Consider the following 11,587-nt stretch of genomic DNA (forward strand, 5'->3'; position numbering starts at 1 on the left):
GTTGGTTGAGTACGACGCATCAGTTTCTAGATCGCAGAAATTGCCCCACGAATTGCATTGGTATGTAAGCCAGTTGACGTGGTGAGCGGTGGCAAAGCATGAAAAGCACGAAATAAAAAGTATGAGCCATCGACCAAGACAAATGGTGGCATTGCAAGATTCCTTATCCAAATAACCTGTTCATTGTACGTGATTTTGCCACAGAACAAAGTGTATTGATGTACCGATTGGCATAGATGGTTACCGTTCAGCGCTTAAATAGTGACGCCAAGCTGATGTATTATTTGAAGATGAGAAAAAGAGATTGAGAACGGATGCAAACTGGACAGCGTGAAATTCGCATGATGTGGTTAATGGGGCTGACCATTGTTGCAATTGCAGCATGGTTTTTAGCTGTGCCACTGTTAAGTGCATTGTGTGGAATCGCTTGGGTCATGAGTGTCATGCACTATGTTGATAGTATTGAAAAGCCCAGTACGACGTTGGCGGAACAACGGGGCATTGCTTTTCAGCCAACGTCAAAAGTGCCGCTTTACCTTGCGTCTTTCGTCATTTTAATCGGGATGGTGGGGCAATGGGGCGGACTCATTGGGTTGGGGATCAGTGGTTGGTTGTTCTTTTTCTTTCGCTGGTTGCGTCGCCTAGAATATCTATTGTTATCTGTGCAAGCACAGCCACATCGGGTTATATCCGACCGTTTCCCAGAATTTGAAAATTCTCCCCCTTTACCCACGAAGTCTACCGTTCTAAATAACACAGATGATTTAAGTCTCAGTGAACAAGTGAAACACTGGCTGTGGCAGGGTAATCCTGTGTTAAAAGTTGCAATCGTGGTGCTGTTGATTGGGCTTATTTTATTATTGCGTTTTGCCACCGAGCATTGGCAGTTGAGTCTCGCGGTTAAGCTGGGTCTTGTTGCAGTGGTGAGTGTATCTGTCGTGCTCTTTGGTTCTATGCTTCAACACAAAAACCGCAGTTTTGCTTTGGCTTTGGAAGCACTTGGACTGTCAGGTTTATTTTTGACTTTATTTTTTGCTTACTACAACGCCGTGATTGCAAGTTTAGCAATTGCAAGCCTGTGCTTTGTGGTGGTGATGGTAGTGACACTTTGGCTTAGTTTAAGACAGCAGTCGATTGAACTAGCGTTAATGGCGATGGTCATTGCTTATTTAGCACCTTTTACCTTACCTGTACGGAATGCCACTGCGATAGAGCTGGTGGCCTACTATTTGGTCATCAATATTGCGGTTGCTGTTTTAAGCACGTTCAGACCGTGGAAAGTCCTTAACCAAATTGCTTTTTTAATGACGGTGGTCGTAGGTGGAGCGTATGCTTTTTATCAAGGTAAAGCGCCTGAGCGAGACATGCTTACCTTGTTGGTTTTAGCACATAGTGCCGTCTTTATTTGGCTGAGTTTTCGTTATAGTCAACTGTTGGCACGTGAGGATTTAACTCAGTTCAAGTTGAACCCGATCTTGGATGTGGCTCTAATTTTTGCGGCACCCATTGTTGCTTTTGCTTTTTTGTATGTGATGTATTTTGAGGAAGCGACTTGGCAGGCAGGCTTCAGTCTAGGCTTCGCAGCGCTCTATGCCATGCTTTATCAACTTATAAAAAGAGCTCACAGTGTTGAGCTGATTGCACAAAGTTATCTCAGTTTGTCTTTGGTCTTTTTGGCGTTGATACCTCCCATTTTACTGCCTGATCAGTGGGGCGTGGTGGGTTGGAGTGTCGAGGGTGCGCTGATCTTTATCTACGCTTTGTATCGTACCTCGAGCTTGAGTCGATATTTGGCAATGGGCTTATTGGCGGTAGCAGGACTGTCGAGCCTCTACTATGTGGTGGAGCTCAATCGTTTTCCAACGGAAGTTTATTGGGCGTTGTGTCTGAGTTATTTTGCTGTGGTTGCCATTGCCAACAGTGTAGAGCGCTTTAGACAACAGTTGTCTTTTGCCACGATTGCCTTTTTTTGCTTACAACTGCTTTCAGCAACCAGCATGTTGTTTATTTTGCTTTTAGATGAAATCGACAGTAAAAGTCAGGTAACAATAGCGCTACTGATCATTACACTTTTATATAGCGTGTTGAATGAGTGGCTACTCTACCGCAAAGCCAGTTGGTCATGGCTATTGCCCAAATGGGTTGGCCTGATTCCGTTGTATGCGGTTGCCTTTATTTTCTTGGTTGACCTGAGCCATGATGGCATCATTATGTGGCATTCTGGCTTAGACCGTCTATTGTTTGCTTTAACGAGCGGATTACTCACCTTGCTGTGGTTACGCCCGCTACAGGGTGTGGAGGATGAGCTGGAATGGGTGAGTTTGGGTGCTTTATTGAGTTTGGCGCTGACCAGTTTAACCTTCATTCCAAGTATGCCATATCTGAGCATCGTTATTTTACCGCTCGCCTTTGCCGTATGGTGTTATGCGCAGCCCACTCCAAACTTGTGGCGAAAGTTTTGGCAGGCGCGTAATACCTTAGTGCTTATGCTGTTTTGGATCGTCTGTTCTCAGATCTTTAGCCAGCAAGCTTTTCAACTATATTGGTTGCCGATATTCAACCCATTCGACTTGATCAGTATTGCGATGCTGATCGGGTTTATTTGGATGCTGAATTTACAGATGAAAGCAGGTTTGGAAAAAAGTCTAGGTGCCATTTTGATGATGTCGAGTCTACTTTGGCTGAGTAGTTATGTGGTGCTACGTGCGCTGCATGTCTACTTCCTAACACCTTATAATGACTGGCAAATGTGGGAAAATGCGTTGGTGCAATTGAGCTTTACTTTGCTTTGGGTCAGTTTGGCATTCATTTGTATGTTGACGGCAACCAAGCGTAATTTGCGCTCACTATGGATTTTTGGTGGCTGTATTTTGGTTTTGGTGACGCTCAAGCTGGTCTTATTTGACTTGTCTCATATTGGCACATTGACCCGTGTGATTTCGTTTTTGGGCGCTGGCCTAGTGATGTTGGTAATCGCGTATATTGCGCCGATGCCTGAACTTGAAGAAAAGACTAATTAAACAAGTTCAGCTCCTTATGTCGGTATGAATCATAAGGAGCTGCATTGATTTATTTGATATTTGGCTCACGTTTTAGAGCTTGGGCATTGGTATATTGATCAATATCTTCATGAGACAATGGACGTGAAAGTGGGTGATCAACAAAACCCATTTTGGGTACAGGAATCTCGATTTGGTTCTCTAAGAACCCATTACGAACCCGTTCCTGCATTTCATCACGGACTTGTAGATAGTGATCTTGCTGGCACCACACAGCAAACAGTAACTCAATTGACGATTCGCGAAAGGCGGTGACTGTCACAGCAGGTTTGGGATCTGCAAGCACCAAAGGGTATTTGTTGGCCACATCAATCAGTACTTCACGGACTTTAATGATGTCTTCATGAAAGTTAATCGCTAAGGTGATTGGAATACGCCGTATTGGAAACTTAGAGAGGTTGTGGACAGGTGCCCGAATCAGTTGTTCATTGGGGAGTCGAACGTAAATATTGTCTTGAGTCAATAGTTTAACTGAGAGTAAGTCAATTGAGATGACTTCACCCTCAATGGTATGTCCGCGAATGAGGGTAATTTGAATGGTATCGCCAATTTCAAAAGAACCTTCACCAATAAGAAATAAACCACTGATTAAGTTGGATGCAGAGGTTTGCGAAGCAAAACCCAAAGCTACTGTTAAGATACCCGCGGCGCCTAAAAAGACGCTCAGTTTAAAACCTGCTTCTTTGAGACTTGCCATCACAAAGATCAAGAAAATGAAGTAAAAGATACCCCGCCGCCAAACCAGTCGTTGATGGGCGTTAAACTTAGTCCCAATGGTTCGGATAAAAGTATTGGAAACTAAACGTGCCAAGACAAAACCAACAAAACACAATACTAAGGCAATTAGGATTTCGGTTAATCGCTCTGTGTTGATGTTGGTGAAAATGCCTTTTAGGCTACTGCTAATCTCTTGGGGAATATTTGAATTTGGCATATGTTCCCCCTAGAAGAATGAATCAAACATATTAAACAGTGCACTTGCCGAAGAGCGTGGCGGATGCATATAAATGACTTTACCTGCATGTGGTGGTGTTCGGTTTTCGATACGGATACGAGGTGGTCGATCAATTCCTTCATGCATGACTTTAATTTGTGAAGTCCAAAGTCGTCCCGTACTTTCACTATAGAAGAGTGGTAATGCAGGAACGGGGACGTTCATTCGATCAAAACGTAGTTGTAAATGGCTGGTGTTTTGAAACTCAATAGGCGTCACTGCACGAAAAGCGCGTGGTTTTAACTGATGTAATTCAGTTCTCCCATCGACGGCTGTCGCATAAGCAATTTCCCCAGTACGATGATTTGGGCCAAACCACGTTTCTTTGGGTAAAATCACAGGAATATCAAATAAAGGGTCGCGCTGACCTTCAATAAAACCTGAAATTGACAAAGGTGTACTGATATAAAGTGTCCCACGTTGCCCCGCAGGAATGTAAATCGGATCGACAGGCTTAATCACCACTGAACGATCAGCTAAACGTGGCATCAGTTGAATCGTAGAGTGGGTGTTTTTAAACATGTAGCGTTTGATTTCGACAGGGTGTGGAAAGGCGAAATGTGGGTCTTCTATCGCATGCCATTTTTGCTCATAGTCATACTGAACTTGAGGACGATGAAACTCTAAACGCCACTCTTGTAGACCACGAGTGAGGCGAAAGAGTAATGAGCCAAATTGCCATGCACGGGCTTGATTCAGCTCAAAGTTGTATTCGCCCCACCATTTTAAATTGGGGCTATCCGATTCAAACAGTTCATTCATATTAGGCAACAGCACATTTCCTTATATTGCAAATCAGTGAAAAACAGACTTCACGCTGTCATACGCTTAGAGTACACTCAAAATAATATTTTTCATCATTATTATAATTTTAAGATGCAAGTGCTTAAACAATTACAAATTCCCTATAGTTTTGCTAAACGACATGGCGTGCTACTACGCTACGAAGGCGATCAAGCTTATATTGTGCGCCGTGAAAGTACCCCTTTGTTGGCTTTGCAAGAGGCACGTCGCTTTTTAGGTGTGGCAGCACAACATCAATTGTGTAGTGATGAAGAGTTTCATCAGCTTTTGAGTAGTAGCTTTGCAGGCGACAGTGGTGAATCACAGCAAGTGGCCGCAGGTTTAGAAGATCATCCTGATTTACTCAGCTTAGCCGACCAAGTGCCTGAAGCTGAAGACCTGATGGATCAGGAAGATGATGCTCCAATTGTTCGTTTAATTAATGCCTTATTGTCTGAAGCGATTCGTGTTGGCGCATCTGATATTCATATTGAAGCCTTTGAAAAGAAATTATCGGTGCGTTTACGTGTCGATGGGCAATTACGTGAAATTGTCCAACCCCGCCGTGAGTTGGCACCGCTGTTGGTATCACGTATTAAGGTCATGGCTAAATTGGATATTGCGGAAAAACGGATTCCACAAGATGGACGTATTTCACTGCGTTTAGCTGGGCGTGAAGTCGATGTGCGGGTATCGACTTTGCCATCATCACATGGCGAACGAGTGGTGATGCGTTTACTCGATAAACAAGCGGGTCGTTTGAATATGACCCATTTGGGCTTATTGAAGCCTGATTATGAGCGTTTGACTCAATTGGTGCATCGACCACACGGCATTATTTTGGTCACAGGGCCGACAGGTTCGGGTAAAACCACGACACTTTATGCAGCACTTTCAGACCTCAATGACGGCTCTAAAAATATTTTGACCGCCGAAGACCCGATTGAATATCAACTGGAAGGGATTGGACAGACGCAAGTCAACACCAAAGTCGATATGACTTTTGCGAGAGCCTTGAAAGCCATGCTGCGTCAAGATCCTGATGTGGTCATGGTGGGGGAAATCCGTGACTTAGAAACGGCTGAAATTGCGGTACAAGCATCGCTCACAGGGCATTTAGTATTATCTACACTGCATACCAATACAGCCATTGGGGCGGTCACTCGTTTAAAAGATATGGGCATTGAGCCATTTTTGTTATCGAGTTCTTTGATTGGTGTTATCGCACAGCGCTTAGTACGTACATTATGTAGCCATTGTGCCACTTGGCATGAAGCCGATGCGTTTGAAACACAATTATTTCAGCATTTGAATCCCAAGGCAGTACTACAATTGCCACAACCAAATGGCTGTGAGCGTTGCTCACATACAGGTTTTACAGGGCGTACCGCAATTTATGAAATTGTTCCTGTAGATGATCAAATGCGACGTTTAGTTCATGGTAACGCAGCTGAATTTGAGCTAGAAGCTTATGCACGACAACATTCAGGCTCTATTCGCGATGATGGTTTGCGTAAAGTATTGGCAGGGAAGACTACGTTGGAAGAAGTATTACGTGTGACCAATGAAGCAGCTGAATAATCTAAGTCAAATACCAAGCAGTGGATACGGGGTATGCGTGTAGTTGTATTATCCTGAAATTATGTGACGCGGTTGTATGACAGTGTCCATTTTACTTTTAGAATGAAAATAAAGAACTTTATAATGATGAATAAATCCTTAGCCTTGTTTGGTGTGTTGAGTGGTATGGTATTTCCTACTCCACTCAGTTTTGCAAAAGATGAAACTTTGAATGTTTATAAACAATGCCATGATGAAATGGAATGGTCTTGTGATGTCATTAGAAACACTAATGACAAGAAAGAAAAAGTTTTTCGTGGTATGAAATCACCAAACATTGAGCGTTTAAATCAAAATTATTATCATGTTCAAATGTCATGTGGTAGTCTATGCCAAATCCATAGCTTTCTATCAAGAAATAGACAAGAAGATGATGCGACTCAAGAATTTATCGCTATTGATAAGAAGAATAATTGTTTAATTGAAACTGATTCTGAACACAATAAGATCACAGCTCGCCAATTAAATTCGAAAAAAAGACATACCTTGATCAGCACTCAGCACCCTATTTTTCAAAATGTCCCAATTTTTGATATTGCCCAATATACTGTGTTTCAAGGCACTTCCTATTTTGATCAAAAAGGAAATTTGATTTTGCTGGCAGATGAAATCGATGATCAAAAGAAATTTAAAAAGATATTTCCAAACCCTTGTAAGTTATAAAATCTCTATCCCAAAGCCATGACTTCGGGATAGAAGAGATGACTTAAACAATCACATTCAATGTCACATCAATATTGCCACGCGTCGCATTTGAGTAAGGGCAAACGATATGTGCTGCATCCACCAATTTTTGCGCTTCGGCTTGCTCTAAACCTTCTAAATGAATATTTAAAGTCACTTGAATACCAAAGCCTGTTGGAATCGGACCAATCCCAACATCACCTTCGATATATACGTCAGGTGTAATTTTTAAATGGTCACGGTTTGCGACAAACTTCATCGCACCCAGAAAACATGCAGAATAACCTGCGGCAAAAAGCTGTTCAGGGTTGGTGCCACCACCTGCACCGCCCATTTCTTTAGGCACTGCCAATTTAACATTTAAAATGCCGTCTGATGACGTTGCGCTACCATCACGACCACCTGTTGCTTTTGCATGTGCTGTATAAACGACTTTTTCTAAAGACATTTTGATTCCCTAAATATTGTATTTGAGTCCTTATCCTGTCTTAAATCATAGAAAGAATAAGCAGTGTTTTTGTAAATTTACACAGAAAATCTTTATGATTAAATTGAGACTTTAGTCTATTAAAAATCAATCATATAGGTTCGATTGCTTGTTCTCAAAGCTTTCCTAGCTGTGGCTTATTCATGTGAACGCAAATGGGATGTAATCAGTGACATTATTCACTATTTAAAGGTAAATAGAGTTATGTATTTTTATTATTGGAGATTTCTTCCGTAGAAGAACAGTAGATGTTCATCAAGATAATTTGGTGCGAAGAAGTCAGTAGTTTTTAAAGATTGTGGCTTGATTTAAAACTGCATTAATTTTCGGTGTTGCATCAATGGCATACTTTCACGGATATGAGCTTGTTCAGCCAAGTCAAAAGGGACGGTAATTAGCTGAGCACCTTGAGTATGAATCAAATCCAAAACTTGACCACGGCTATTGGTTGCTGCCGTATGCCCCCAAGTTTGTCTTTTTTCACCATGCCAACCTTGTTGCGCAGCGCCTAATACAGTGCATTGGCTATCCATCGCACGTGCTTGTAATAATAATTGCCAATGCATTTGACCTGTGGTGTAAGTAAATGCAGCAGGCGCTGTCAAGATATTTGCACCTTTCGCGCGTAAAGTTAAAGCCAGTTCAGGAAAGCGTAAGTCATAGCACACCATTAAGCCGATATCACCAAAAGGTGTTTTTGCTACAACGACATCTGAACCAGGTTCAAAAAATTTAGATTCTTGGTAACCACCTACAGCATCGCCAACTTGCACATCAAACAAATGAATTTTGTCATAACGTGCTTCGGTACGCTCAGGACTAATACAAAGACTCACTGTACGTACACGACCATCTTTAATCACTGAACCATCTGGACGAAAGGGGCATGGCAACGTTCCAGCAACAATCCACGTTTGGTATTGATGCGCCAATTTTTCTAAACGTTTTTGAATATCTTCGAACTGTGCCGCTGTCTCACGCTGTTTGCCTGCTGCAAAACACACGAAGTTTTCTGGAAACACAATGAGTTCAGCGCCATTTGCTTTACTTTGTTGAATCAGAGACTCAATGACAATGAAATTTGCTTCAATGTCATTTTGAGAATTCATCTGTACAGCAGAAAGTAAAGTCATAAATGGGCCTGTAGAATTTGTTGTTATGCGTTTTGTTGCTGCGACACTTGGTCGAGGCTGTCTTGTTCTTTTTGCAATTGTTTAACTAAAGGTTCAAACATGTTTTGATTACTTTGGTTGAGTTCCATTAACGTTTTATGTGCATCCAACACAGTAGTTAACATATTACGATGCGTGATATGTTCTTCTGTAAGTTCAAGGGTGCAAACGTTTGGATCACCGCAGTAATTTAAAATCACAAAAACTTGCCCTAGCCCCATACTATTGGCCAAGGTCGTGATATCTGAGTTGGTGGACAACATGACAGCTTGGATATTATGGATCTGTTTAAGCTTTAAGCCTAACTTCGCCAAAATGCCTAACACAGTGCTGTCAATGAATGTAGTTTGAGTTAAATCTACGATTGCACCAACAACATTTGACTGTTGTTCAATACGGTTTAAAAGTTTGTCTAGACTGATACAAGATTGGGCACGCACTTCGCCAATAAGCTTAAAAATATGCGTTCCATTCAAGCTTGCATATTCAACATGACCTGTTGACATATAAATGCCATTTGCAGAGAAGGATAGGAAATTATCCCATAGGGCAAATACTTACTCAAGTATCTAACAGTCTTAGAAACTAGGATATTGTAATAAGTTATTGATAATTTGATTAATTCATTCGACGTAAACTTAAGATAGCAATATCATCTGCAACATGCTCTGGTGCTTCAAAGGATTGATTTTGCAAATGATAGACCAATTGTGTGAATTGATCATTTAGTCCACCACTGAACGGTTCAAGAGCTCCATCGGAACAAATAATGAAGCGGGCATGACGGTTGAGCACACATTCATGCTCTTCAACCTCTAGCTCTTCGGTAAGGCCAAGAGGAAAACTGCTGGTGTTTAATATTTTAGGTGCTTGGTTTGGTTCAAACACAATGGCAGGGGGATAATGTCCTGCACTCGACCATCGTAGTTGGTGGGTTTCGAGGTTTAAAATTCCTGCAATCATGGTAATGTGCTTTTCAATATTTTCTTGCACCAACATGCCATTAAGTTTCTTAATGAGCCCACGTGGTGTTTTGGCACGACCATGAAAAGCCGCCATCCAAGAGGTTAATAAACTACTGGTGACACCATGTCCAGAAACATCAGCCAAATAGAACATCAGTTCTTTGTCACTAATTTTCCAGTAATCAAACCAATCGCCAGACAAATAAGCAGAAGGCTGAAAAAAGGTTTCAACGGTATAGTTTTGTAATTCTATGGGATTAGGCAAAAGTCGTTTTTGCAATTCGGCTGCAGAAGGTAGATCTCGACTATCTTGGTTACGTTTATATTGTGCATCAATCTTAAGTAAGGATTGCTGTGGGTTACTGGGTAGTTTATTCCACATCCAACCAGCTAATGCACCGAGCTCCCAAGCTTGAGCTAAAGCACTTCCTTCATTTTCAAAGGCAAGCACGATCGTTGGGAGTACCCATTTGTGCTCTAAATAATCTTGGATATCAGCAATCGCAATAATCGTTGGGTCATAAAGATCAATATCTTCTATGCGAATCATTTGCACACTGGGCAGTGTGTCTAGCACCTGTTCTAAATATGGAATATGGCGAGAGGGTTGAATGAAATACATAAAAAAATTGGCTTATCCTTAGCATTAAGCTATAGCTTTACTATAACAAGCAAATTACAGCTAGAGAAAGAAAATTCAGCTCTAGCTGTAACCCATTGTTATTCCGTATCTAACATTTGATGTGATTGATTAGAAGAAGGGGAGTCGGTAGAGTCATCGTCACCAACATCATCAATAAACATACCTTCAGCTTCTACACCCTTTTTCTCAGCAATAATGAAGTTTTTACGTTGTAAATAAATATCACGAATTGAAGAGTATTTGTCGCCTTGAATCGCACCTTCAATATCAATGAGTTGTGAGCGAACATCAATACCACGTAAAACTTGTTCGGACCAATATAGGCCTTCTTCATCTTCTAGAATGTACCGTTGCGGACGTGCATAACCATCAACGACCAAACCAAAACCATCACGGAAAGTACTAGGTCCAAAAACTGGGAGTACGAGGTATGGGCCAGAAGGCACGCCCCAATAGCCAAGTGTTGTACCAAAGTTTTCATCTTCCGTTTCTAAACCTAAGCGCGAAGCAGGATCTGCAAAGCCTAAAGTAGTCACTGTATTAATAGTGAATCGACCTAATGTTTTTGCCGCACGACCAGGTCTTCCCTGAATTAATTGGTTGACTGCATTCCAAGGCTCACCAAGATTTTTACGAAAGCCACTATACGAATCACGAACAGTTGAGGGAATCTTTTCTTTATATTCAACAGCAATAGGGCGAACGATTGCACGGTCTAATGCATCATTAACAGCAAAAATTTGCCGATTTAAGGGTTGAAGTGGATCTTTTACACTATCGGGTTGTGCTGCATTGGCATCTACTTTTAAATCTTTCGCTTTAATGTTCTTCAATTCTTTAAGCGAAGAAGATGAAGCTGCTTGTGGATCAGCACTGGTATCTATTTCGCTTGAAGCTGTAGTTACATCTTCAGCAAATGCAAAAGTCGTGAAGCCTATAAACAGAAGACCTGCACATAAATGGCGAATGTGTTGCATATAAAAGAGTTCCGGAACTTTATAATCAGCAGATTGAATTAAAAATATAATCTTTTAACTATATTAACAGCTCTTAATTGCTCATTGTTAAATCAAATTTTAAGAAATGTTAGTAAAAAGATGTATTTTTGTCGAATAAATAAACAAGTGGGAGTTTTTTTATAAATAATTGAGAGAAGGGGGTTGCAAGGGGATAGAAATGC

10 protein-coding genes and 1 pseudogene are annotated in these 11,587 nt (G+C 41.4%); 3 read left to right on the top strand and 8 right to left on the bottom strand.

The genetic code is table 11. The features are described 5' to 3' along the window. Positions 1 to 29: 29 nt before the first annotated feature. Positions 30 to 152, bottom strand: a pseudogene (locus tag B4F08_RS14585) (hypothetical protein); the annotation flags it as partial. 162 nt (positions 153 to 314) lie between these two features. Here B4F08_RS14585 and B4F08_RS14590 point away from each other — a divergent pair. Beyond that, positions 315 to 3,020, top strand: a complete 2,706-nt coding sequence (locus B4F08_RS14590; protein ID WP_291375006.1) for a DUF2339 domain-containing protein — start codon at positions 315 to 317, stop codon at positions 3,018 to 3,020. 49 nt (positions 3,021 to 3,069) lie between these two features. On the opposite strand, the gene B4F08_RS14595 is transcribed toward B4F08_RS14590, so the two are convergent. After that, positions 3,070 to 3,993: a mechanosensitive ion channel family protein gene (locus tag B4F08_RS14595; RefSeq protein ID WP_086209825.1), complete on the bottom strand. Its 924-nt coding sequence runs from the start codon at positions 3,991 to 3,993 to the stop codon at positions 3,070 to 3,072. A 9-nt stretch (positions 3,994 to 4,002) separates the two neighbouring features. Further along, positions 4,003 to 4,815, bottom strand: coding sequence for a hypothetical protein (locus B4F08_RS14600; protein ID WP_086209824.1), 813 nt, complete (start codon positions 4,813 to 4,815; stop codon positions 4,003 to 4,005). 114 nt (positions 4,816 to 4,929) lie between these two features. On the opposite strand from B4F08_RS14600, the gene gspE reads away from it, so the two are divergent. Together gspE and B4F08_RS14610 are read left to right on the top strand one after the other, a co-directional pair. Beyond that, positions 4,930 to 6,417 carry a type II secretion system ATPase GspE gene (gene gspE / locus B4F08_RS14605; protein WP_291375007.1) on the top strand — a complete coding sequence of 496 codons (1,488 nt, stop codon included), beginning with the start codon at positions 4,930 to 4,932 and terminating at the stop codon, positions 6,415 to 6,417. Positions 6,418 to 6,540: 123 nt separating this feature from the next. Further along, positions 6,541 to 7,119: a hypothetical protein gene (locus B4F08_RS14610; RefSeq protein WP_291375009.1), complete on the top strand. Its 579-nt coding sequence runs from the start codon at positions 6,541 to 6,543 to the stop codon at positions 7,117 to 7,119. Between the two features lie 43 nt (positions 7,120 to 7,162). On the opposite strand, the gene B4F08_RS14615 is transcribed toward B4F08_RS14610, so the two are convergent. The 5 genes from B4F08_RS14615 to B4F08_RS14635 all read right to left on the bottom strand — a co-directional run bounded on the left by B4F08_RS14615 (position 7,163) and on the right by B4F08_RS14635 (position 11,384). After that, entirely contained in the window at positions 7,163 to 7,588 is a 426-nt protein-coding gene (locus B4F08_RS14615) for an organic hydroperoxide resistance protein (protein ID WP_086209821.1), read from the bottom strand. 347 nt (positions 7,589 to 7,935) lie between these two features. Then, positions 7,936 to 8,760: a carbon-nitrogen hydrolase family protein gene (locus B4F08_RS14620; protein ID WP_291375012.1), complete on the bottom strand. Its 825-nt coding sequence runs from the start codon at positions 8,758 to 8,760 to the stop codon at positions 7,936 to 7,938. Positions 8,761 to 8,783: 23 nt separating this feature from the next. Beyond that, a complete protein-coding gene (gene gigB, locus B4F08_RS14625) occupies positions 8,784 to 9,305 on the bottom strand; it encodes an anti-anti-sigma factor GigB (RefSeq protein WP_086209819.1) in 522 nt (173 codons plus the stop codon). A gap of 112 nt (positions 9,306 to 9,417) precedes the next feature. Continuing rightward, positions 9,418 to 10,386 carry an RsbU family protein phosphatase GigA gene (gene gigA / locus B4F08_RS14630; RefSeq protein WP_086209818.1) on the bottom strand — a complete coding sequence of 323 codons (969 nt, stop codon included), beginning with the start codon at positions 10,384 to 10,386 and terminating at the stop codon, positions 9,418 to 9,420. Positions 10,387 to 10,484: 98 nt separating this feature from the next. Then, positions 10,485 to 11,384: an MlaA family lipoprotein gene (locus B4F08_RS14635; RefSeq protein ID WP_086209817.1), complete on the bottom strand. Its 900-nt coding sequence runs from the start codon at positions 11,382 to 11,384 to the stop codon at positions 10,485 to 10,487. Positions 11,385 to 11,587: the final 203 nt, after the last annotated feature.

The organism is Acinetobacter sp. UBA6720, from assembly GCF_002454215.1.
GTDB lineage: Bacteria > Pseudomonadota > Gammaproteobacteria > Pseudomonadales > Moraxellaceae > Acinetobacter.

Excerpts from the sequence above, each read along its gene's own strand:
- B4F08_RS14590 (WP_291375006.1), top strand. The coding sequence starts at position 315 with ATGCAAACTGGACAGCGTGAAATTCGCATGATGTGGTTAATGGGGCTG.
- B4F08_RS14595 (WP_086209825.1), bottom strand. The coding sequence starts at position 3,993 with ATGCCAAATTCAAATATTCCCCAAGAGATTAGCAGTAGCCTAAAAGGC.
- B4F08_RS14600 (WP_086209824.1), bottom strand. The coding sequence starts at position 4,815 with ATGAATGAACTGTTTGAATCGGATAGCCCCAATTTAAAATGGTGGGGC.
- gspE (WP_291375007.1), top strand. The coding sequence starts at position 4,930 with ATGCAAGTGCTTAAACAATTACAAATTCCCTATAGTTTTGCTAAACGA.
- B4F08_RS14610 (WP_291375009.1), top strand. The coding sequence starts at position 6,541 with ATGATGAATAAATCCTTAGCCTTGTTTGGTGTGTTGAGTGGTATGGTA.
- B4F08_RS14615 (WP_086209821.1), bottom strand. The coding sequence starts at position 7,588 with ATGTCTTTAGAAAAAGTCGTTTATACAGCACATGCAAAAGCAACAGGT.
- B4F08_RS14620 (WP_291375012.1), bottom strand. The coding sequence starts at position 8,760 with ATGACTTTACTTTCTGCTGTACAGATGAATTCTCAAAATGACATTGAA.
- gigB (WP_086209819.1), bottom strand. The coding sequence starts at position 9,305 with ATGTCAACAGGTCATGTTGAATATGCAAGCTTGAATGGAACGCATATT.
- gigA (WP_086209818.1), bottom strand. The coding sequence starts at position 10,386 with ATGTATTTCATTCAACCCTCTCGCCATATTCCATATTTAGAACAGGTG.
- B4F08_RS14635 (WP_086209817.1), bottom strand. The coding sequence starts at position 11,384 with ATGCAACACATTCGCCATTTATGTGCAGGTCTTCTGTTTATAGGCTTC.